The sequence below is a fragment of the Caminicella sporogenes DSM 14501 genome (genome assembly GCF_900142285.1).
Lineage (GTDB): Bacteria > Bacillota > Clostridia > Peptostreptococcales > Caminicellaceae > Caminicella > Caminicella sporogenes.
The window spans coordinates 40,299-65,170 of sequence record NZ_FRAJ01000008.1 but is presented as its reverse complement, the minus strand read 5'-3'; the positions used below and the strand labels follow the sequence as shown (position 1 = coordinate 65,170).

13 protein-coding genes and 2 riboswitches are annotated in these 24,872 nt (G+C 28.8%); all 13 genes read left to right on the top strand.

Translation table 11 applies throughout. From position 1 onward, the window contains the following. Positions 1-3: 3 nt before the first annotated feature. The 13 genes from BUA90_RS05730 to BUA90_RS05670 all read left to right on the top strand — a co-directional run bounded on the left by BUA90_RS05730 (position 4) and on the right by BUA90_RS05670 (position 24,867). Complete coding sequence (locus tag BUA90_RS05730; RefSeq protein ID WP_072966536.1) at positions 4-2,046, top strand: hypothetical protein; 2,043 nt, start codon at positions 4-6, stop codon at positions 2,044-2,046. A gap of 14 nt (positions 2,047-2,060) precedes the next feature. After that, a complete protein-coding gene (locus BUA90_RS05725; protein ID WP_072966535.1) occupies positions 2,061-2,780 on the top strand; it encodes a hypothetical protein in 720 nt (239 codons plus the stop codon). Beyond that, entirely contained in the window at positions 2,773-4,347 is a 1,575-nt protein-coding gene (locus tag BUA90_RS05720) for a hypothetical protein (protein ID WP_072966533.1), read from the top strand. The genes BUA90_RS05725 and BUA90_RS05720 overlap by 8 nt, the downstream gene beginning before the upstream one ends. A gap of 1 nt (position 4,348) precedes the next feature. Then, complete coding sequence (locus BUA90_RS05715; protein WP_072966531.1) at positions 4,349-5,320, top strand: AAA family ATPase; 972 nt, start codon at positions 4,349-4,351, stop codon at positions 5,318-5,320. Continuing rightward, on the top strand, positions 5,321-6,160 hold the full coding sequence (locus BUA90_RS05710) for a DUF58 domain-containing protein (RefSeq protein ID WP_072966530.1): 840 nt from the start codon (positions 5,321-5,323) through the stop codon (positions 6,158-6,160). Continuing rightward, positions 6,161-7,861, top strand: a complete 1,701-nt coding sequence (locus tag BUA90_RS05705) for a vWA domain-containing protein (protein WP_072966528.1) — start codon at positions 6,161-6,163, stop codon at positions 7,859-7,861. It begins immediately after the preceding gene. Next, positions 7,851-10,373, top strand: coding sequence for a VWA domain-containing protein (locus BUA90_RS05700; protein ID WP_072966526.1), 2,523 nt, complete (start codon positions 7,851-7,853; stop codon positions 10,371-10,373). Before BUA90_RS05705 ends, BUA90_RS05700 begins: the two co-directional genes overlap by 11 nt. A 23-nt stretch (positions 10,374-10,396) precedes the next feature. After that, positions 10,397-12,013 carry an S-layer homology domain-containing protein gene (locus tag BUA90_RS05695; RefSeq protein ID WP_159430003.1) on the top strand — a complete coding sequence of 539 codons (1,617 nt, stop codon included), beginning with the start codon at positions 10,397-10,399 and terminating at the stop codon, positions 12,011-12,013. A 256-nt stretch (positions 12,014-12,269) separates the two neighbouring features. Continuing rightward, a riboswitch (cobalamin riboswitch) is annotated at positions 12,270-12,462 on the top strand. Positions 12,463-12,601: 139 nt separating this feature from the next. Next, positions 12,602-12,763 carry a DUF2292 domain-containing protein gene (locus tag BUA90_RS05690; RefSeq protein ID WP_072966522.1) on the top strand — a complete coding sequence of 54 codons (162 nt, stop codon included), beginning with the start codon at positions 12,602-12,604 and terminating at the stop codon, positions 12,761-12,763. 158 nt (positions 12,764-12,921) lie between these two features. Continuing rightward, positions 12,922-13,689, top strand: coding sequence for a DUF4430 domain-containing protein (locus BUA90_RS05685; protein WP_072966520.1), 768 nt, complete (start codon positions 12,922-12,924; stop codon positions 13,687-13,689). A gap of 162 nt (positions 13,690-13,851) precedes the next feature. Further along, entirely contained in the window at positions 13,852-20,847 is a 6,996-nt protein-coding gene (locus BUA90_RS12260; RefSeq protein WP_072966519.1) for an S-layer homology domain-containing protein, read from the top strand. Positions 20,848-20,955: 108 nt separating this feature from the next. Next, a riboswitch (cobalamin riboswitch) is annotated at positions 20,956-21,141 on the top strand. Between the two features lie 148 nt (positions 21,142-21,289). Further along, on the top strand, positions 21,290-23,830 hold the full coding sequence (locus BUA90_RS05675; protein WP_072966517.1) for an S-layer homology domain-containing protein: 2,541 nt from the start codon (positions 21,290-21,292) through the stop codon (positions 23,828-23,830). Between the two features lie 83 nt (positions 23,831-23,913). Then, positions 23,914-24,867 (top strand): DUF4430 domain-containing protein, encoded by a 954-nt coding sequence (locus BUA90_RS05670; protein ID WP_072966516.1) that lies wholly within the window; start codon positions 23,914-23,916, stop codon positions 24,865-24,867. The last annotated feature ends 5 nt before the right edge of the window (positions 24,868-24,872 follow it).

Here is a 24,872-nt window from a genome sequence, read left to right as displayed (position 1 = left end):
TGTATGATGTCAAGAAAGCAGATAGTTATAATGAATATATTTGTATTTTTAATTTTTCTTGTTATAGCTAAGGGAAGTTTTGCAGAGGAAAATATAAAATTTAATATAGATATGGGATATGAAGGAAAGATAAAGTTAGGAGAGATTAATCCAATAAAAATAACTGTTATTACGGCAGATAATGGAATAAGTGGGAAACTTTTTATAAAATTAGGAGATGATATTTATACACATAAACTCATCATGGGAGAATATACGAAGAAATTTTTTTCCTTTTCAGTTCCATTTTTTAAAGCTAATGAAAAGATAGAAATTTTTATAAAAAGTAATGAAAAAATACTGTATAAAAAACAATTGAAACCGGTTGTACTTCCTAAAGATACAATTTTTATAGCTACTTTATGTGACAAGCCTGAACAAATGTCTTTTTTAAAAAATATGGATTTTACTTTGTTTGACAGTAAAAATATAGAGGTGTTTTCTTTAAAGCCTGATGATTATTATACTTTATCTGAATTGCAGTGTATTAATTATATACTTATAGATAATTTTAATGTCGCACGTCTATCTGATAATCAGCAAAAAGTACTTAAAAATTGGGTAGAATTAGGCAATACGATATTTGTAGGAACTGGTGAATATAAATATAAAACATTAAAGGGTATATTTGATGGATTAAATGGGGTAAAAAAAATAGGAAATGGATTTATTGTATCTACAGGAATGAATATAGATGAAAAAAATAGTGGACATATCAGAATACAACTAGAAAAGTATATTTCTCCAATAGGATTAGAAAAGATTATGAAGCCGGATAGACTGCAAAATCAAATATTGGAAAGTAAAAAATTGTATGCTGTGGCAGATAGTTTACTGCATACAGATTATAATGTTTTAATGTTTTTTCTGGCTTTATTGATACTTTATTTAGTATGTGTTTTATTGGGAATTTTTATGGAAAAACGTTTTAAGTGGTTGTTTGCTGTAGTTGTTTTAATGTTTTGTGTAGTATTTTACAGTATATCATTATGGGGAGGACTTTATAGTATTAAGGCTGCAAGTGCTAGTATAAATTTATATCAATGTTGTGGTCAGAAGTACGATATATACAATATTTATCCATATAAGTCATCAGATATTATTTTAAATATACCAGATACTGCATATTTAAAAAATTTTGAAACTCAAGAAACTGAGTTAAATCCTATTGAAAAAAAAGTTTTATTAACTGGAACTGAACCTAAACATTTATTTGCTGTGAAGTTAAATACATATGAAAATCAGCATATGAGTATTTGTATAGATTCTCATAATATAGCAAGTGGAGAGATAAAAAATCCTATATCTGATAAAATGTATAACTGTTTTCTAATAATAGGTAATAATATAATTCCTATAGGTGATGTAGATGGAAAAGAAACAGTAAAAATTAATTATAAATTAGATAATATTTTAACAAATAAAGGAGATTACAATTATATTAGGGATATTTACAATGCAGTTAAATTAGATAACTATCAAAGAGAGTTGTTTGAATATTATTTTTATAATGTAAATGATATTACAAATAAAGGGAAATTATTTGGGTTTACAAAAAATATTTGTAAAGTAAATGTAAACGAAAAAGTTCAATCAGTAAAACAGATTTCATTAAATGTATTCGATGTACCTATAGAAAGCATTAAAGGAAATATAAATATGCCGTTTGGATTAATTGAACCTGTTGTAGATGAAAGAAAAATTAAAAAATTAGATACAGTAAGAGAATATATATTAGAAGAAGGTAAAATTTTAAATTTGTATTATGTACTGCCTAAGGATATAGAATCTGGTCAAATAAATATTACAGCTAAGGTGGAAACGGGGAAATACAAAATGGAAATATTTAACCCTATTAAAAATAAGTGGGAATTATTAAACGATAAATCTTTATTAGAAAAAAATTCTAAATGTTATTTTGATAGAGGAATAATAAAAATTAGGATAGAAGGAAAGAGAAGAATAATTATACCTCAAATAGCAGTAAAAGGGAAAGTAAAAGGATAAGTAGGGTGATGTGTATGTTTCATTGGGCAGAAATTAATAAAAAAAACAAGATATTGATAGCAACTCATTTATCTTTACAGAGTATATTATTAGTTAGCTATTTTTTCATGTCTGCATTTAGATTAGAAGGCTATCAACCAGATATTTATAAAAAGATGTATGTTTGCTTTATGACATGGGGAGTTTTTTTGTTTTCTATTTTAATAGTATTGTGGGAAATTAAAGGAAATTATCATAAAAGAATAATAGAAATTTTAGTTGGAGTCATGATATTTTCATTTTCTTCGTTACCTTTGATTTTGATTATATTTTCAGTAGGACGACTTAACGGTATTAATTTTATACTACCGTTAATTTTACAGATGTTATGGGGAATTGTGATTTTGAGTATAAAAAACTTATTGATAAATATGAAAGTAAGTATGTGGTATATAAAGTATTTATTGTTCATATTTGTAATTACTGTACTGCTAATCAGTATGATTTTTCTGTTTTTTTATGTGCAGTATGCTCAGCTTGTAATTACAACGATTTATGATAAGGATATTCCCATATTTTTCTTTACGAATCCTTTGATTTCAATAATGGGTTTAAGTCATGTGCAAGTAGGTGGAAGTACTCAGATGCAGTATAGACCTGTATTATTTTTTTTAGTATGCTGGACAGTTTTCTCAACTGCAATTAATATTACGGCATATCGTTTTTCAAAACTCAGGAGGATAAATCATGAGTGAAAGCAGAATAGATTATGTGATTAAAAAGCTTCGCAGAAAGATATGGATAGATAGAATACAGCAGTATACAGTCTATGCTTTTTGCATTGGAGCAGTGGGAATATCAATTTTGATTATAATTGGACATGCATATCCAATTATTTATTTATTTAAAAAGGCAATTGTTCTAATGTCAGTTGTAGTTTTACTAGGGATATTAGCTGGTTTACTGCATAGACCAAGTTTAAAATATACTGCTTATGTTGGAGATGAGCTTGATTTTGAAAACCGTTTTACTACTTATATGGAGTATAAAAAAGTACAAAACCCGATTGTTGAAGTATTTAAAGAAGAGGTTGAGTATGCTTTAGAACAGAAAAATATTTTGAGGGAGTATTCATTTCATTTTTGTTGGAAAATAGCTATGGTAGGTTTTTTTATTTTAGTTTTGGCGGTTGGATTATATTTTATTCCTTCTAATGGAATGAAAATTGCAAAGTATAAAGAAGAAATTCATGAGGAATTAAAAAAAGAAAGCAAGAAGATTCAAAGAGTAGTAAAGGAATTAAAAGAAGATATAGACGAAGATAAAAGAGAAAACGTAGAATATACAAGTAAGATTATGTTTAATTTACAGGAATTAGAAAAAAAACTTAGTAAAAGTTTTGATTATAAAGAAGCAGCTTTTCATGTTGCAGATGTTCAAAATAAAATAAAAAAGTGCTGTAGTAATATAAATAATGAAGATAAAAGTCTGTATACGGGAATTTTTAATGGAATAGAAGGTAATCATCAAATTTTAAAGCAAGCAGTGGATAATGATGATATGAGTAAGGTTTTTAATATTTTGAAAGATGAATATTTTACTAAAGAAGAAAAGAAAAAAATATTGGAAAATATAGAAAATATTAAATCAAGTTTTAAAGATAAAGAATATATAAATTCGATTGCAAATAAGATAAAGACTGCTTTAAAAAGAGAAAATACGGGAGGGGCTTTGGCAGATATTTTACAGGAACAATATTACAAGAAAAGAGAGCTTAAAATAGCTCAGAAGACTATTGTAAGGTTGCAAAATATGAAAGAGAGATTAATAGACAAAGCTTTTATGGATGGATTTAAGAGTTTTGACGGTGATAAAAAAGGTGCTGATTTTGCAAGAGGCGGAGAAAATGAATTATTTAGAGATGGAGAGCTATCAAATATTAAGGCAGATGAATTTGCAATAGGCAGTGAAGGAAATAAATTAATGGGAAATGCTGATGGAGTAGGTGGAGGTAGTAAAGATGCACAGAGCAACACTGGAGAGGTAAAGACAGGGGAAATTTCAAAAGGAAGTGATGCAACAAGGCTAGGATTAGAAAGTAAAAATATTTCCTATTTGCAAGGAAGTTTTCAAGAAACAGGAAAAATTATAGATAAGAAAGTAAGAGCGGTGATAGGAGATACTGGTAACTTAAAAGAACTGCAGAGATTGTATAAATCATTTCAAAAAGAAGGAATGGATTATATTTTAAAACAGGAGATACCTTTAGAATATAAGCAGCTCATAATTAACTATTTTGATAAATTAAGTGGGGGTAAATAAAGTGAAAACGGATAGTATAAAAAGTTTTAGAGATGATTTTGAAACGATTGTAAAAGAGGTAGAGAAACAAATAGTGGGACAAAATAAAATTGTTAAAAATCTGCTTATAGGTATTATTGCAGGTGGAAATGTGTTGATGGAAGGAGTTCCGGGTTTAGGTAAGACAGTACTTGTTAAGACGTTTGCAAAAGTAATGGATTTACCTTTTTCACGTATTCAATTTACACCCGATTTGATGCCTACGGATATTATTGGAACAGAGATAATAAATAAGACAGATGGAGATATTACATTTTGTTTTCAAAAAGGACCTATTTTTAGTTCACTAATACTTGCTGATGAAATTAATAGAGCAACTCCTAAAACTCAAAGTGCACTGCTGGAAGCTATGCAGGAAAAAACAGTTTCTGTTGGTAGAAAAATATATCATTTGCAAGAACCTTTTTTCGTTTTGGCTACTCAAAATCCTTTGGAAATGGAAGGAACATATCCTCTACCAGAAGCACAGTTAGATAGATTTATGTTTAAACTGCATATTACTTTACCTGAAAAGGAAGATATTTTCAGAATAATGGATATTACAGTAGGAGGACTGCAAAAACCTGTAATTGAAAAACAGATAACCAGAGAACGATTGTTAGAAATGAAAGAAATTGCCATGAAAGTTCCAATAGCATCAAATGTTAAAGAGAAAGCTGTTCGCATAATGCTTGAAACTCATCCTGACCGTACGGATATAAAAATGGTAAAAGAGTATGTGAGATGTGGAGTTAGTATTAGGGGTATTCAGTCAGTAATTGCAGGTGCAAAAGTTAAAGCACTGTCAGAAGGAAGATTTCATGTGTCTTTTGAAGATATTTACGATATGGCAGTTATAAGTATGCGTCATCGAATATTTTTAAATTTTAAGGCTATGGCAGATAAAATTGAGGTAGATTATATTATTAGGGAAATTTTGAAGAAGGTGAAATAATTGGAGGAGTTTTTATATGAAATAGAAAATTTGAGTATAAGACCTCGAAAAAGACTGTTAAGAGGCGGAAAAGGACATCATAGAGGAAGTGGTTTTGGAAATTCTATGGATTTTTATGGGCATAGGCAGTATACAGTAGGGGATGATATAAAAAAAGTAGATTGGAAGGCATATCTTAGAACTGAAGATTTTTATGTAAAGGAATTTATAGAAGATAAACAGCTAAATGTAAATATTATATTGGATAATAGCAAGTCTATGGATTTTGGCAATCCAAAAAAATGGGAAATAAGCAAAATGATTTCTTTGGGAATAGGTTATATTACTTTAAAACAAATGGACATTTTAAATGTATTTACAATAAATGATGGAATAAATTGTGTACTAGATAATATAAAGGGTAAAGATTCAATTTATAAATTGATAGAAGTATTGTCAAAAATTGAGCCTAAAGGAAAGACTGATTTTACTCAGATATGGAATTTAGAAAGTATTAAACCTGGGATTACATTTATCATATCGGATTTTTTTGGAGATTCTTTGGATAGTTTTATGGATTATCTATATTTACAAAGAAATGAGATAATATCAATACATATTCTAGATACTTTAGAAATTCAGCCTGAATTTGAAGAGGAACTTAAACTAATAGATATGGAAACTAAAGATGTCAGGAGAGTTAAAATTGATAGAAATGTAAGGGAAAAGTATCTAAAGAAAATTCATGATTTTATTGAAAAATGTAAAAATATATGTGAAGCTAGAGAAGCTTTCCATGTATTTGCTTTGACAAATACATCTCCAAAGGAAATACTGGCAAGAGCTCTGGGAGGTGTTTAAATGACATTTTTAAATCCTATGGGCTTACTTCTTGGGTTGTGCTTGTCGGTAATTATACTGCTTTATTTTAGGAAAAAGCAGGTTGTAGAGATTAAAGTTTCAAATATTAAGTTGTGGGATGAAGTGATAGAAGAAGTAGAGGGAATAAGAAAGAGAAAATTAGACAGATACCTTCTTTTAATTATACAACTTCTTATTGGATTATTTTTAGTTTTTGTATTTGCACATCCTATATATTTGAATAAGTTTAATAGCAGTAAAGTTATTATTGGACTAGATGTTTCTATTTCTATGAATACAAATGAAAAAGGGAAGACTCATTTAGATATGGCAAAAGACAAAATAATTAATTATGTAAATAGTGCCCCTAAAAAAACGAGATATACTTTAATACTTTTAAAGAAAAATAGTGAGGTTTGTTTAGAAGAAGGAATTAGAGATGATGTTGTAAGAGCACTTAGAAAGGTATTTTCTACTAAAGAATATCTTGATTTACAAAATGCAGCTTATTTACTTAGCAAGTATGATGGTGAAAAAGTAATTGTAAGTGATAAATCTATTATGTTAGGAGATAAAGAAATTATAGTTGGAAAAAGTTTAAACAATGTAGGTATTGTAGGTGCTGATTATGACCCGTATAGGAATGAAGTATTATGTCATATAAAAAACTATTGCAGTAAATCAAAAAAAATAAGAGTGTGTATGAAAAGTAATACGGGAAAAGTAGATATTCAGTCAATTGTTGTTTCATCTAATATGAAAGAAACTTTATTTTTTTCTATTGACAAGAAAGATAGTTATGTAGTTTTTAATATAGAGAATAAAGATGATTTAGAAGATGATAATAGCTATATATTAGCTTTTGGTGATAAATATAAGAAAAAGGTATTATACATAGGCAGTAATATTTTTATAAAAAATGCACTTGAGAGTATTTTAAATTTACGATTTGATACTTTAGATAAAGTAGCTGGTAAAGTGCAGAATTATGATGCATATATAGTAGAAAATGAAATTGATATTTCAAAATTGCCACAAAATACAGCAGTATGGGTCATGAAACCTTCAATAAAAATGATTGAAAAAAGTAAAAAGGGATTATCAAAAGTTGTTAATAAAGGTAGTTTGTTTACAAAAAATCTTTTTAAAAGTGGTATATCGGCAGCAGATGTTTCTCTTTTAAATTATAAGTCAGGATACAATTCTGTTTTAGAAGTAAATAATAAACCAGTAATGATATATGGTTTGGAAAATGGATTTAAAAGAATATACTCTTCAATAGATTTTTATAAGACAGATATGGTCATGAAACCAGATTTTCCAGTATTTATTTATAAAACTATAGAATGGCTGCTTGATGGTTACAATAGAAGTTATATTTCGGGAGATAAAATATATTTTACAAATGATAAATATAAGAAAGCAGACTTGTTTTTATGGAATAAAAAAATAGCTGAAATAAAGCCAAATATTCCCTATATTTTAAATGAAATAGGAATATATACCTTGAAAAATCAAAATGAAGAAATACAGTCATTTGTTGTAAATATACCAAGCAAATTCATATTTGGAGAAGAAGTTAGATTTGAAAGTAAAAATAAGAGCATGAAATATGGGATAAAAGATTTAAGCAATATATTTATATTATTAGCCCTTTTTCTATTGGTGATTGAGTGGGAGGTATATAAGCGTGGCTATTGATAGTGAAATAAATATTATAAATATATTTATTTGTTTTTGTATAGTAGTTTATTTTTTAATACAGTTTAATAGACATTTTAATACTTTTTCTAAGAAAAAATTTGTCATGTGGATATGTATTAGACTTACTATTATAGCCTGTCTTATATGTGCATTTTTTAATGTAAAATGGATAGCAACTCCTCATTATACTACAACAGTATTTCTCGTTGATATGTCGTTAAGTGCAGAAGAACATAAAAAAGAGATAGAAGATTATATCAATCGACAGTTATTAAAGAAAAAGGCAAGAGATAAAATTGCAGTTATAACATTTGGAAAAGAGCCTATGATTGAAGTTCCAATTTCAAAGGATATAAAAGAAGTTAGATTAGAAACAAAGCCAAATCCTTTATTTACGAATATTGAAGAGGCATTATCTTTTACAGCAGATTATTTTCCACTTAATACCAATAAGAGAATAGTATTATTTACAGATGGATATGAAAATATGGGAAATGTTTATGAGGAAGTTTTAAAGCTGAAAAGTCAAAATATCAATTTATATATTTATCCCTTAAAAAATAAGTTGAATGCAGATTTTCAGATTACTGCAATTAATATGCCTCATTATGTATATAGGGGTGCAAGAGTTAGTGCAGAAGTAGTTATAGATGCGACTTCAGATGGAGAAGGTTTATTTCGCTTGTATTCTTCTGGAAATAAAATAATAGAAAAGCACATTAAAGTTCAAAGGGGTAAGAATACTTTTTTATTTAAAGTATTAATGCAAGATGTTGGAAATATAAAATATACGGGGGAAATAGAGTTTAAAGAAGATACTAATCCTGAAAATAATTTTATTAATGTAAGTACAATGGTGATAGATGATAAACCAAATGTATTAATAGTAGGCAACAGAGAAGATGCTAAAAATGTTGAAAATTTGCTAGATAGTTTACATATACATAAAGAATGTTATACTCCATCAAGGGTACCTTCAAGTATAGATTTTTTATCTGGATTTCAAGAAATAATATTAGTCAATGTAGATCATAAGTATATATCAAGTGAATTAGAAAAGAATATTGAACGTTGTGTAAGAGAACAGGGAATAGGTTTGATTGTAATAGGTGGTGAAAATACATTTGCTTTAGGAGGATATGAAAATACTACTTTGGAAAAAATGCTTCCAGTTAGATGTAAAATGAGAGGAAATAAAAAACAGCCCAATACTGGTTTAATTCTTATAATTGATTGTTCTGGGAGTATGGAAGATGAAAGTGGTGGAGTAAAGAAAATAGAAATGGCAAAAGAAGCTGCAATTAAGTCAATAGAAATTCTTGAAGATAAAGATTATATAGGGGTTTTAGGGTTTTCAGACAGGTTAGAGTGGATTATACCATTTCAGCAAATAAAAGATAAAGAAAAAATAAAATACAATATAGGAAAACTTAGAGCCAAAGGTGGAACATTAATTTTACCTGCACTTAAAGAAGCTGAAAAAGCTTTTAAAAGAGCAGATGTAAAGATAAAACATATTATTCTGTTAAGTGATGGGCAAGGGGAGAGAGAAGGCTTTAAAGAAGTAGTTTCAAATATGAAAATACAAAATATTACTCTATCAAGTGTTGCGGTAGGACAGGATGCAGAGAAAAAACTTTTAAAGACGGTCAGTAAGTTTACTGGTGGAAGGAGCTATGAAGTTGTCAATTATTATGAAATACCAGATATATTTGCTAGAGAGACTTATCTGATTACTAAAAAATATTTAAATAATTATGTATTTGTACCTGAAATAGTCAGTAAAAAAGATTATTTTGAGAAACAAAATTTACCTGCTTTAAGGGGATATTTAGGCACAGGTATAAAAGATGGAGCAGATATTATTCTTCAGAGTGATAAAGAAGACCCAATTCTTGCAGTGTGGAATTATTATCTAGGCAAAGTAATAGTATGGACTTCTGATTTATCTGGGAAATGGAGCAGTGACTGGATAAATTGGGGTGAATTTCAAAGGCAGTGGGGCAAAATAATTAATGAAGCTTTAAATATTTACAGATATAAAGATGTGAAGGTTCAAATCCTGCAAGATGGCTGTAAAGTTTTTATTTATTTAGATTCAGGTAAAAAGAAAGAAAAAATGTCTGCACAAGTAGTGATTCAAGGACCAGAAGACGTGCAGAAAAAAATAAATCTTAAACAAATAAGATTGGGTGAGTTTCAAGGACAAATAGTTTTAGATAGATTAGGTGATTATGTATTGACATTTCATATATATCATGGTGATAAAGAGGTAAATAGAACTGTTCGTACAATATATTTAGATTATTCTCCTGAGTATGATATTAATCAAGATATAAACGTTAAAAATATTTTATTAACGAATTTTGCCAATATATTAGATGAGAATTTGAATATATTTGATTTACCTATTACTTTATTGAACAAGTCAAAAAAGTCTTTAAAATATCTTTTTATACCATTAGCTTTATTTTTATTTATTGCGGATATATGGATAAGAAAAAATTAAATTTAAAAGGGGTGTATAAGAAAATGAAGATGAAAAGGAAAGGGATTATACGATTTTTAACTCTATTTTTTACTCTTGTAATGATTATTAATAATACGGTATTAAATGTCTATGGAATTCAAACTAATTTTACTAGAAAAGATTTATACAAGGCAGCTCAAAAGACAATAAAATATTATTATGACAATTATAAGGATAAGGAATTTAGAGGATTGTTAGATTGGCCTGCTTTGGGATTGTTTGGATTTGGGGAAGATGTAAGCGGACCTAAGTGGACTGTAAATGGTAAAAATGCTGCATATTGGAGAGAAATGGAAGTAAGGAAAGGTATTAGACTTTCTAAAGTAAAGAATACAGATTTTCAGAGAACTATTATAGGTGTATGTGCGGCTGGAAAAGATCCGAGAGATTTTGGAGGGCTAAATTTAGTTGAGATAGAAAAGAGTACTATGCTGCCAAATGGGCATTTTGCAGATTCAGTTGCAGATAACAAGACGGGAAAACCAATTGGAGAAGATTTGATAAATGCTCATATTTTTGGAGTTATTTCACTTCACTGTGCAGGGGAGCCTATTCCAAATAGAGATAAATGTTTAGAATGGCTTGAAAAACAACAGCATTCTGATGGAGGATTTACTTGGGATGTAAAGTATTTTGATGACCCGGAAGATTATAAATTAGTTGAATCAGATGTAGATATGACTGCAGCTGCTCTTATGGCTTTTGCAATATTAGGAGAAGATGAGTCAAATCCTGTAGTAGCAAGAGCACTTCAATTTTTACATGACAGACAGCTTGATAATGGAGGATTTCATTCTTGGGGGACAGAAAATCCAGAAAGTTGTTCATGGGTTATTTTAGCACTTACACTATTAGGACAAGATCCTATGGGAAAAGAATGGACAAAACCAGGTGGGGGTAATCCTGTAACAGCTATGATGAGATTTCAGCTTAAAGATGGAAGTTTTACTCATGTTTTAAATGAAGAAGATATGCTTCCAATATATGATAATGGAATGTCAACAGAACAAGCATTGTATGGTATGGCAAGTGCATATCATAATAAGTGTGTATTTGATATGCTTCATGAAAAATATAGACCTGAGGCTGAAAAAAAATTATTTAGCGATTATAAACCGGGGCAGTTTGCTTTTAAAGAAACTATGGATTTAGTATATGATTATGTATTATCAGGTTATCCAGATGGGACTTTCAGACCAAATAAACCTGTAACAAGAGCTGAGTTTACATCAATTTTAGTTAATGCTTTAGGATTAAAAAGGGAAAAGAAAAAATATAGGGCTTCTAATAAATTTAATGATATTGATGAAAATCATTGGGCAAATGGAAGTATAGGTGTTTGTGCAAGTAGAGGTTTTGTAAAAGGAGTTTCAGAAAAAAGTTTTTCACCTGACAGTTATATTACAGGAGAACAGTTGATGACTATATTAGTAAAGGCAGCAGGACTTGAAAATGAAGCACGAAAGAAAAAGGTAAAAGGTAAAGGTTGGGCTTTTGGATATATTCAAGTTGCAAAGGAAAAAGGACTTTTGTTTAAAGGATTTAATTCTAAAAAAGCAGTAAATAGAGCACAATGTGCATGGTGCATTGCAAAGTTTAGAAACCTATTAAAAAAATAATGTTATAAAAGTATAAAAAGTTAGAATTCTTTTGGATTAAAAAGAATTCTAGCTTTTTATATTTTTATATCATACATATTTTGGAAATCTGCTATGAATAAAAAATTATATGTAGAGGAAAAAATAAAAAGTTTAGATTTAAATTATATGCGAAAATAACGAAAAGTGTCGAAAATTGAAGGAAGAATGTAATGCTGCATATATTGATAAAAATATGTATATATTGTACAATAAAATAAAAATAAAATATATTTATATGTATAATAAAGGTTTTGGTTCTTTGGCTTATACAGCCAAAGGTTAAAAGGGAATCGGGTGAAAATCCCGAGCGGACCGGCCACTGTGAATGGGGAGAACCTTTCGGTAAGACCACTGGAAATGACTTCTGGGAAGGTGAAAGGATTTGATGATCCATGAGCCAGGAGACCTGCCAAAACCGTTAAGTATAGACCTAACCAGGGATAAGGGATATACTTAAAAAATATTTTAAAGTTGTTATGTTATGGAAAAAAATCCTTGATTCCCTGTAAAAGGTCAAGGATTTTTATGATTTATAAAACTTTATTTGCGAAATGGAGATGAAGGGGTATGGAACGTATAAGAAAGGAAAGTATGATTATCAATGTAAATGAGAGGGAAAAAAAGCTAATTGAGATGATTCGGGACACAGGATATGGGGAAATAAAAATTATTGTACAAGATAAGCAGCCGATAAGAGTTGAGGAGTTAAAAAGGTCAATAAAATTATAAATAAAAGGAAGAGCTGACCAGAAAACTGGAGGCACTACCACATAAATATATGTTTATGGTAGTGTTCTTTTTTTGAATAATAAAAATGTTATTATAGGAAAATTTAAATGTTTATTTATAACAGTGGGATAATTTAAATTATAAAGGGGGATTTAAAAATGAAAAAATTTCTAAGAATAGGAATATTGAGTTTTATATTGGTATTTGTTCTTTCTATATCTGTTTTTGCAGATTCGGCAACAGTTACTTATAGAATAATGAGTACTTCAGATCATGGTGGGATAATATTTGATGAAGAAGTAAACACTGATACTAGTAAGACGTATTTTGATGTTTTGAAAGATATTTGTGATAATGATTCAAGTTTATTGCTAAAATATGTAGGCTCTGGTGCAAGTACATATGTTCAGGGGATTGGAAAAGGTTCATCTGAAAAAGATATTCAAATGGAAAAAAGATATTTGCCAAATGAAAAATATTATTCAGGATGGATGTATAGAGTGAACAATGAATTGCCTAATTATTCAGCTGGAGATACTAATAAAGCAAAAGTTTCAGATGGAGATGTAATAACTTGGTATTACTGCTGTCCAGCATACACATATTTTCCTAAATTAGAATCAAATGATATTACTCAAGATGATGAAGAACTTGTAGTAAATGTTAAAGCCGAGAAATTTAAAGATGTATGGACATGGCAGATGGAGACAGTAGATTTAAATGAAGGAAAAGTAGTGCTGGAATATGATGGGGAGTCAATTGAAGCAGATATTGTAAATGGACAAGCTATTTTTGATGATGTAAGTAATTATAGAGGAAAAACTGTAAATATTTATGTAAAAGAGCAGTATTATGAAGAAAATGAAGATCCTGATCATTGTTTGAAAATAGTTAAATCTCAAGAAGTTAAATTTAATATTAATTAAATATAAAAAAATCCCACTGTTATATAACTGGGCAAACATATATATGTTTGCCCAATAAAATATTATCTTATTTATCGAGAGTAGAAAATATTAGTGTAGAATTTAAATTTATTATTTTGGTAGATTTTATAGAGAAATTTTAAATTAAAGGGGAGATGTTATATGAATAAACTAAAGAAGATAATTTCTGTAGTTCTTGTTTTAGCACTATTAGTACCTAATATAGGTTTTAATTTATCTTTGACGGTACATGCTTTTGATGACAGTCAAAAGTCGAATAAAACAGTACAAGATACAGTATATGAAGATGAAACTGTACAAATTTCTGTATATGGAGATAAGACAGTACAGGGGACTGTATATGGAGAAATATATTTTTCTGGTTTATCGGCAAAAGAAGTTGAAATTAGTTTTTGGGATAATTATGAAGACGATATAATAAGAGATATAGATTCTAAATATGTAAATACATTTAAAATTAATTTAAATAGTGAAGGCAGGGGGTACTATAGTTTTTCTATTCCTAAAAATATAGTTTCTAACTGTGTAAATGATAATAAGTTAACATTAGATTTTAATTTTAAAGACAGCAGTTTACAAACTATATATAGAAAGAAGAAAACTATAGAAGTAGATTATAGTAAAATAGTCAATTATGATAAAGATATGGTTTTAATATACAATGAAAGTAAAAAATTTGCTAATGACAGTATTACTGCTAATTTACATATAACTGAACATAAAAATGAAAAAGGTATAGTGGGGCTTATAAATCCAAATACCAGAGAGTATAGAGAGATGGAAAATATTATATTAGATGGAGATGGCAGAGGCAGTGTAAATATTGCAATTCCTGAAGACATAAGATGGATTAAGGCACTTTTGGTTGTTAAATTTGATTCAGATGAGTATGTACTACCATTTCCATTAAATAAAATAGTAAGTTTTGATAAATATAAAGGATTAAATGTTGGAGATGATTTAAAAATATCAATAGATGCTGATAAATCTGACAATTTACTTTATTATGTAAAACTCAAGGATTCTTCAAGTTGGGACAGTATATACATAAGTAAAGAGAAATTTTATAAAGTTGAATTAGATGCAAACGGAGATTATACAGAAACTGTCAAGATACCAGATGAAACAGTGCTTTATAATAATCCTCTATTATATGTCTATGTAAAGCCATCAAAAAATAGATATTATGTTCCTTTTATTAGAATAAAGAATCCTATAAAAGAATTTGATATAGATAAAAAATTAGTATATGTAAATGAAGATAATTTAAATGTTAATATAAATGCTCCAGATTTAAGAAATAAAGAGTTTAATATAATTTTAGCATCTAAGAAAACTAAAAAAGTAAATTACAATAAAAAACATATTTTTGATAATGAAGGTAGAGCATCAATAAGTATACCTATAACAGGAGAAAATGTAGATTTAAATAAGGCAGAAGAAGAAGGAGAAATATTTGAAGTAAAGATAGAAGTAGATGGAGTAGTATATAAAAAGAATTATATAAAAATTGCATACAGACCTATACTTTTTGAAGCAGAAGAAGATAAGTTAGATATTAACATAAAGCAAGGAAAGTTATATTTTGGTTCTTTTAAAAAGGAAGATGATTACGGTTATAAACCAATTGATTATTATAAAATGGCATATGGCAAAGATGTACATATTGTTGGAAAAATAAATATAGGAAAAAGAGAAGTAAAAAATATAAAACTTAAAGTAGAAGATTCAAAATGTTATGGGGCTCTAGAAGGTTTTAAAGAAATAGAAGTAAATGCAAAAACAAATGAACAAGGTATAGCAAGTATAGAGTTTACCATACCAAAGGATATAGCAATAAAAAGAGATCATGGTAGAACAAATTTAAAAGTTATGGTATATGATGAAAATGGCGAATATATAAATGCTGTTAGTTTATTTATAGACATGGGAGGAGCTTTAATAAGATTTTTAGAGTCAGAAAATAAATTGAATGTTAAAATAGATGCTCCCGGATGGCCAAATGGTGAAGTAGAATTATCTATGATTCATGAGGCAAGTGGTAAACCATTTAAGTTTAATGGAGAAGAAAGTTTAGTTGTAATATTAGATGAAAATGGTAAATATGAGGAGAATTTTGATTTACCTGAGAATATTGATGCTGGAAAGTATATATGTGTATATGGTTTTGGAACATTAGTAAGAGGAGAAGCTGAAGATGATTACGATTCAGAAATAGCTGTAAGATGCTACAGCAGAGATGTATTTAAAGAAACAAAGTTTTTTGTAACTCTAACTGCAAATAATGATAAGTATGTTGGAAAAACATATGAAATTAAAGTTTATGATTATATAAACAATAAATATCCTAAAATAGACGGAAAAGATGTAGTATTATCAAAAGGAACACTTAATTCTAGTTACATGAGTAATGTAGAATTGGATATGAGTTTGTTAAACAAACTTGAAAATGGATTATATGCACTTGAATTGAATATAGAAGGTAAGAAAGTTTATGCTTATTTCAATTTACTAGATAAATTTGCTTTAAACAAAAAATATATAGTAGAAAATAAAGGGGAAACTATAAAGTATACGATAGGAATAAAGGGAGCACCTTATGATCCTAATACATATAGAGGCAGTTATAAATTATATTTATGGGATGTTTCTAATAATAGAAAGTATAGAGATAAAGACGGAAAAGAAGTAAATGTAGAAGGAATATACTATCAGTATCAATCATCTGTAACAGGAAATATTGCAATACCGGCTTTGCCTAAGGGAATTTATGAAGTAAGACTTAAAATAAATGGGGATGAAAAAGTATATAAAACACCTTTAGTAGTTGCAGATAGCATATTAAGTGAAGTCAAGGATACAATAAATTCATTGTCAAAAGTTGTATTAGATAGCCACTATAGTATGGATTGGGTTGCTGTAGGATTAAATAGAGCAGGAAAAGAAATACCTAGTACGTATTTACCAGCTCTTGAAAGAAAGATTATTGCTAAAAAAGGTAATTTTGCTAAGGTAACAGATTATGAAAGAATGACATTAGGTATAGTTGCGGCAGGAGGCGACCCTACTAATATTGGCGGATACAATCTTATAGAAAAAATATACAATAGAGAAGACCTAGATAGTCAAGGTAATAATGCAGTTATATTTGGATTGATAGCAGTAGATACACTTAAATTTGATATACCAAAAGAAGCAAAATGGAATAGACAACGAATGATACAGTATATATTAGATCATCAATGTAGTGATGGTGGTTGGGTATTATCTGGAAAAGCAGATGTTTCAGACCCTGATATGACAGGTATGGCAATGACTGCTCTTGCACCATATAATAATGAAAAATATCCAGAGGTACAAGCAGCAATAAAGAGAGCGGTGCAGTGTTTATCAAAACTTCAGCTTGAAAATGGCGGATATAATTCATGGGGAAGTGTAAATAGTGAATCATGTTCACAAGTTATTATGGGGCTTTGTTCAAATGGAATAGACCCTACAGGAGAAGCATTTACTAAGCCGGGTGGAAATGTAGTTGAAGCATTATTGAGATTTAGAGCTATAGATGGTGGAATAGCCCATACTATAGATGAAGATGGAAAAATAGCGTCAAATGGAATGGCATCTGAACAGGCACTTTATGCTTTAGATCAATATGTATTTTATGTAGAAGGAAAAGGACCAATTTATCTGTGGGGAGAGCATCAAAATAATATAGATACAGTAAAACCAGAAATTATAACAGACTTGCAAAATAAAGTTATACAGACACCTGTGTTGAATTTTAAAGCGAGAGCAGTAGATGATAAAGATGGAAATATTCAAGTAACAGTTTTATTAAATGGAAGAGAAATATTAGGAAATAATGGGAATTATACTTTAAAATTAAATAATGGAGAAAATATAGTAGTATTAAAAGCAAAAGATAGTTCAGGAAATAAGATTGAAAAATCATATACAATAACATTAACAGAATTATTAGATTTGGAAAGAGAAGTAGCAATTGAACAAAGTAAAAAGTTGTATTTTAAAGGCGGAATAGGAATAGATTTAGAAAAAGCAGTAGTAGAAAAAAATGCAAAATTAAAAATAACAGATGTTTCTTTAAATGATAAATATAAGCCTTCAAAAGAGATGGGATTAAAGGTTGCAGGAAAGATATTAGATTTCAAATTAACGGGAATAACAGTAGATAAAAATCATACTGTAAAAATAGTTTTACCTGTTGATGAAAATGTGAATATAAATAAAGCGTCTGTATATTATTTTAATGAAAAGTCAAATAAATGGGAATATCAAGAATGTAAAAGAGAAGACGGAAATTTAGTATTTGAAGCAAAACATTTTTCAGTATATGGAGTTTTAGAAGATAATACAGTTCCTACTGATGTAAAAGTAGAGAGTAAATTGATTTCATCAGATAAGGTGATATTAGTATTTTCAGCGCAAGATAATTCAGGAATAAGAGAATATCGAATATACAGAAACAATTTTGAAGGAAATCCAATAAAAATATGTAAGTATAATACATTTACTGATGAAGGGCTTAAAGCAGATACTACTTATAAATATAAGATTAAAGCAGTTGATTTTTTGGGAAATGTTTCAGAATTTAGTAAAATACTTGAAGTGAAAACTTTAAAAGGGACAAGTTCTGGTGGAGGTGCAGGTGGTGCTGTACCAAAGGATGAGTCAAAAACAGTATATATAAGAGTTGAAGGATATGACCATACAATTATACCTAGGACAAAAATAACTGTACCATTATTTTCATTAGATGAATATCTAGGGGAAGCTGATGGTTCATCAGCAACACCTTCTTCAGGCTGGGGGAAAGATAGATTTAAAGCTCCTACAAATGCTCATGCAATAGTAAAAGTATTAGAAGATTATGGTATAAGATATGATTTCCAAGATTATGGCTGGGGACTTTATATAGCCATGATTGATGGTGATAGAGAATTTGACCATGGTGGAATGTCTGGTTGGATGTATAGAGTAAATGATAGAATGCCTAATGTGGGTTCAAATGGAAAATATCTAAAAGATGGCGATGATATTGTATGGTATTATGGTGCATATGGATTTGATACTGTGTATACTAAGATGAGAGTTGATAAGACATCAGTAAAAGTTGGAGAGGAAATCAGAGTACACGTAGATGGGTATCCTAAAGGATTTTTATTCGAAAGAGAAGACGTAGAAGGAGCTATTATTTTAGTAAATGGAGAACCATTTGAAATAGATGGAAAAGTAGTAAAAACAGATAAAAATGGAAATGCAACTTTAAAGTTTGATAGAGATGGAACATATACGATTTCTCTGATAAGATACAAAAAGAATAGAGGAAATTATATAGATATTGTAAGACCTGTACCGATAACTATTAAAGTAGGAACAGGAAAATTAAGTGATGATGAACAAGCTGTAAAAAATCCAGAATATAGTAATGAAGATAAGATTGTCAGTGATAAAAATGCTAAAGAAAGTGAGCTAGTAAAGGCAATAAAAAGTGTTGCCGATAAACTAGGTAATAAGATAGATGGATTGAAGACAGAAACAGAAGCAGTAAAAGCAGTAAATGATGCAAAAGATGTTTTAAGTATTATGAAAAAAGCCTCAGAAAAAATTAAAACAGAAAAAGGAGCAAAAGAAATAGCAGATAATAATGTAAAAGTAATGAAACAGTTAATAAAGCTGGTAGAAAAGATAAAGAAAGAAGAAGAGAAAAAAGAAATAAACAAAGTAGCAGCAGATAATGTAGAAATAACATTAAAAGTAGTAGAAAAGATTAAAGATGTAGAAGAAATTAACAGAGTAGTAGAAAATGTTATAGAAACATCTGTAGAACTTATAAAGAAAATAGGAAGAGAGAGAGCAATAGATATAAAAGATAAAGTAGTAAAGTTAATAGAAAAAGTATTAGAAAAAGCAAGTGAAAAGGAATTAGGTGGAAAAGAAGTAAAAATAGAAGAGGAAAAAGCAATAGCAGTAGTAGATATTAAAATTATTAAAGAAATAGCAGAAAATACAGTAAATACAGTAAAAATGATAAAAGAAAAATTAGACAGAGATATAGTAGAAAAAGGGCTAGAAAAGAAGATAACTATAAAAATACCAGAGGTGAATAAAAAGGAAATACAAGCAAAGCTTCCAGTTAATATGGTGAAAATATTAAAAGAAAATGGAATAGAAAAAGCAGTAGTAAAGACAGAAAATGTAGTATTTGAAATAACATCAAATACATTTAAAGAAAAAGATAAAGAAGTAATATTAAGTGTGAAAACTATTGATAGAAATGATTTAACTCCACTTGAAAGAAATAAAATACCAAGTGAAAGTATAGTAGTGCAATTAGAAGCAAAAGCAGGAAAGGAAAAAATAAATAGTTTTAAAGAACCAATGGCAGTAAGTATACCATATAACGGAGAGGTAAAAGATAGTGAAACAGTACAAGTATTTCTATTGAAAGATAATGGAATAGTAGAAAATATTGGCGGGAAGTATGATAAAAATACAAATATGGTAACTTTTACGACACCACATTTTAGTAAATATTTTGCAAAGAAAGTAGATAAGAATGAAATAAAAATAACATTTAAAGATTTAAGTGGATATGAATGGGCAAGAAAGGCAATAGAATCTATTGCAAGTAAAGGAATAATAAGAGGAAGAGGGGAAGGAATATTTGACCCGGCAGCTAAAATAACGAGGGCAGAATTTGCAACTTTAGTAACAAAACTGATGGGATATACTGCAGAGGATATTGAATTATCATTTAAAGATGTAGCAAAAGATGCTTGGTATTATAAGAGCATAGCAGCTGCATATAAAAATGGATTAATTAAGGGTAAAAGCAAAAGTGTATTTGACCCAAATGGAAATATTACAAGAGAAGAAATGTCATTAATAATAGCAAAAGCGTTAAGGCAAAGAGGGTTTAAAAATGCAATGCCAGATGAATTAAATATTTTTACAGATAGAGATGAAATATCAGTATGGGCAAGAGATGCAGTAAGTATGTGTGTAAGAGAGAGTATTATAAAAGGTATGGAAGATGGAAGATTTGTACCAAGAGATAAAGCAAACAGAGCACAAGCTGCAGTTATGCTTTACAGATTATATCAATTAATTAAATAAGAATGAAAATAGACTGCTGTCTTAGTGGAGATGGCAGTCTATTTTTTTACTTAGATATTGTTATGTTGCTAATGATTAATCTTTTTGTTATAATTTAAGTCAGAAAATTTAATAAAAATTAATTTAGGTTCTCTATTTAGAGATTAAAAGGGAAAGAGGTGGAAATCCTCTGCAGCCCCCGCTACTGTAATGGTGGACGAAATCTGGTATATAACACTGTGACTTATGTCATGGGAAGTTCAGAAAGTAGGAAGAAGCCAGAGCCAGGAGACCTGCCTAAATAAAAAATCTTCGGAGGGAAGATGTTGCTCAATGATATGATATTAAAACATTATGTTGCGTTGAACAACATAATGTTTTTCTTTGTTACAGTATAAAAAAGAAACCTGAGAAAAGTTATCAGGTTTTATATATATTTATTATTTAAAAGGGGTGTGAGTACATGGAAAAATTTGCTACAAGAAATCTGAAAATTATTGCAAAATTGATGATAATTGCTATGCTCATTTTTGGCATAACTCCAATTATGCCAGTAGTTGAGAAGCATTACATTAGTAATGCTGTATCTAAGGAAAAGTCTGTGTTTGAAGTTGTATATAAAGCCGTATATTATCATTATGATAAATATACGACTGGAACTCCAGTAGATGCAGGTTATGGAAAATTTGGAGCATATGAAGCATATATACTTACAAAAGCAGGAGAAACAGTATCAGAGTGGGTGTATAACGGTTCAAATTTAAAAGAAGACGTAATAAAACTAATGGACGATACAATAAAAAATTCAGATAAGAAAAAGAAAGATTGGACTGGAAAAGAAGTTTATGCAAAATCGTCAAAGAGAGCAGCACAAGAGTATTTGGCAGCAAAGGAATGGGGAGAAAAGGATAGAGCAGAAGCTTTACTGAATATATTAAAGCAGAGACAAGAAAGAAATGAAGATGGTTCATTAGATGGAAATCCATATTCAGATATACCAGCATATGAACTTTTAGGAAGAGCAGGGGATATAGAAAAAATAGATGTTTCAAAAGCAATAGAATACATATTAAAAAGTCAAGACAGCAGTACAGGAGCATGGAGTAATAGTTATAATGATTTTATGCTTACAGCTCAGGCAGTAAGAGCTTTAGCATATTTAAAAGATTATGCGGGAAGTAAAGTAAATGAAGTAGAAAATGCTATAAATAGCGGATTAAAATGGTTAAAGAGTAAACAGCAGTCAGATGGTGGATTTAAAAGTAGTCCTTATGATGATGTAGCAGTGGATACTGTAGAAGTAATATTGACATTAGATGTACTAAATATAAATTTAGATAGTTGGACAAGCAGTGAAGGAAAATCTCCAGTAGATTATTTAAGAGAAAAGACATTAAATAGCGATGGAAGTTTTGGGACATATAGAAATTTAGTAGATGCTACATGGGTATTAGATGCTTATACCAGATTGAATTTGTTATCAGTAAAAGAAAATGATAGTAGTGATGATGGAGAAAATGTTCAGCCTTCTGATTCTACTATTAAAGTATATATAGCGATAATTGGAAAAGATGGAGAAATAATATGTTTTCCAAGGACAGTAATTTTATCAAAAGATAATAAATATGGTTTGACAGCTTTAGGAGCTTTAGATGCTGCTGGAGTAGATTATAGAATAAGTAAAGAGTGGGATGGATTTGTTGAAGAGATAGAGGGAATAAGAAATAAAGGTATGAATGGTTGGATGTATGCAGTTAATGGAAGTATACCATCAGTTTTAGCAGCAGATAAAAGAGTTAAATCTTCTGATAAAATATTGTGGTGGTATAGTGAAGATTCTATGGGAAAAGCTCCAAGCTGGCCAAGTGATAATTCATCATCAGCTCAAACTGTTATAAGTAAAGAAAAGGCAGAAAAAATAGAAAAAAAATTAAAAGAATATGATAAAAAACTTTCAGATATAAAAAATAAAACTATTATACTTAAAACTGAAAAAATAATGGATTTGGAAAAAGCTAAAAAATTAAAAGAACAATTAGATAATAACAAAGTAAAATTAAGTTTAAAAATAGGAAAAGATGGAGGAATAATAGCTGATACAAAAGTGGAAGAAGTATCTTTATTAGTGCCAGAAAGGGCATTGACTAAAAATAAAAATATTAGTATTGAAGAAATGAATAAAAACAGTAAAAAACCAAAACAATATGCTGTAAAGATTAATTCATCTATTTATGAATTTAAACCAAGTGGAATTAAGTTTGATAAACCAGTTACTATTAGTATCAAACTTCCTGTAACTAAAGATATGAACTTAGATAGATTGACTCCTGCATGGTATGATGAAGAAAATAAGAAGTGGATACCTATATCAGGAGTAATAGATGCTGAGGAAGGAATAGCAGTATTTAAAGTGAATCATTTTACTAAATTTGCAGTAATTGAAATGCCAAAGAGAGTATTTTTTAAAGATGTTAATGAAAATGTTGGCTGGGCTAAAGATGCCATTGAAATTTTAGCAGGACAAAATATTATAAAAGGTACTGGCAATGGCAGATATGAACCACAAAGAGCTATAACTCGTGCTGAATTTGTTAATTTGATTGTTAATGCATTAAATTTATCATCAAATAAAGATAGTGATATAATATTTAAAGATGTAAAGGATACAGATTGGTTTAGCAAAGCAGTAAAAATTGCATATGAAAACAATATAATTCTTGGAGATGAAGAAGGCAGATTTAGACCAAATGATAAGATAACTAGAAATGAAATGGCAGCGATTTTTTATAGATTGAACAAATCTGATGCAGATGTAAAAGATTATAAATTAAATATAAAAGATAAATCTCAAATTCCTATATGGGCATTAAATGGAGTTAAGTATGTATATAAAAAGGGCTTAATGATAGGATATAAAGATAATACATTTAGAGGGGACAAACTCTTTTCAAGAGCAGAGGTAGCAGTAGTTATTTACAGGTATTTAAATGATAATAATAATTAAATAAGCTGTATAAAGGGGAGAATAGTTTCTCTCCTTTAGCTGTTTAATAAATGTTTATATATATTCAGACGAGGTGTTTAAATATGAAGATAAAAAATTTTTCTAAGATATTTTTTATAATAGTTTTAATTTCTTTAGTTATAAGTGGGTGTGGAAGTAAGAATGGAAGTAGTTTAAATGGTCAAGCTGTATTAGTAGTAACGAAGAATTATGGAAAAGATGTTATATTTGATAAAAAAGTTAAGATAGATAAAAATTATACTGTTATGGATATATTAGAAGAAAATTTACAAGTAGGAACTAAATGGGGTGGAGATTTTGTATCAGAAATAAATGGTATAAAAAGTGATAATGGAGGAGTAAGTGGAAAACGTCAAGATTGGTTTTATTTTGTAAATGGGGTTTGTGCAGATACGGGAGCTTCAGAATACGAAGTAAAAAGTCAGGATATTGTGTGGTGGGATTATCATCCTTGGGAAAATATGAACTCTGCTAATTCTGCTGTTATAGGGTGTTTTCCAGAGCCTTTTATTCATGGGTATAGAAATAAGCCTAATAAAGTTATAATAATGGCTTCAACAGATAATTTAGATTTAGCAAATTCTTTAAAGGATTCTATTTTATCTAAAGGAGCTGAAAATATTGAAGTTAAAAAGTTAGATGAAAATTTAATAAAAGATAGATTAGGACCTACTATTGTTATTGGACAGTGGGATGAAATAAAAAAATTAAATTACATAAATAACTTAAATGAAGAATATAAAAAATCTGGAATAAATGTACATTTTAAAGATGAAAAAATAGAGTTATTAAAGTATGATGGGACTGCTGTAAAAAAAATCAAAGAAAATGCAGGAGTAATTACTGCAGTTGGTGAAGGTTTAGGCGATGATAAGCCTTTGTGGCTCATTGTAGGAATTGATTCTAAAGGGCTGGATAAAGCAGTTAATTTGTTAGTTAATAATCCAGAAAAAATCAAAAATATGTACAGTGCTGTTGTTACATCAGAAGAAATTATAAGTTTACCAATACAATAAAAAAG

Excerpts from the sequence above, each read along its gene's own strand:
- BUA90_RS05670 (WP_072966516.1), top strand. The coding sequence starts at position 23,914 with ATGAAGATAAAAAATTTTTCTAAGATATTTTTTATAATAGTTTTAATT.
- BUA90_RS05730 (WP_072966536.1), top strand. The coding sequence starts at position 4 with ATGATGTCAAGAAAGCAGATAGTTATAATGAATATATTTGTATTTTTA.
- BUA90_RS05705 (WP_072966528.1), top strand. The coding sequence starts at position 6,161 with ATGACATTTTTAAATCCTATGGGCTTACTTCTTGGGTTGTGCTTGTCG.
- BUA90_RS05720 (WP_072966533.1), top strand. The coding sequence starts at position 2,773 with ATGAGTGAAAGCAGAATAGATTATGTGATTAAAAAGCTTCGCAGAAAG.
- BUA90_RS12260 (WP_072966519.1), top strand. The coding sequence starts at position 13,852 with ATGAATAAACTAAAGAAGATAATTTCTGTAGTTCTTGTTTTAGCACTA.
- BUA90_RS05675 (WP_072966517.1), top strand. The coding sequence starts at position 21,290 with ATGGAAAAATTTGCTACAAGAAATCTGAAAATTATTGCAAAATTGATG.
- BUA90_RS05725 (WP_072966535.1), top strand. The coding sequence starts at position 2,061 with ATGTTTCATTGGGCAGAAATTAATAAAAAAAACAAGATATTGATAGCA.
- BUA90_RS05695 (WP_159430003.1), top strand. The coding sequence starts at position 10,397 with ATGAAGATGAAAAGGAAAGGGATTATACGATTTTTAACTCTATTTTTT.
- BUA90_RS05690 (WP_072966522.1), top strand. The coding sequence starts at position 12,602 with ATGGAACGTATAAGAAAGGAAAGTATGATTATCAATGTAAATGAGAGG.
- BUA90_RS05685 (WP_072966520.1), top strand. The coding sequence starts at position 12,922 with ATGAAAAAATTTCTAAGAATAGGAATATTGAGTTTTATATTGGTATTT.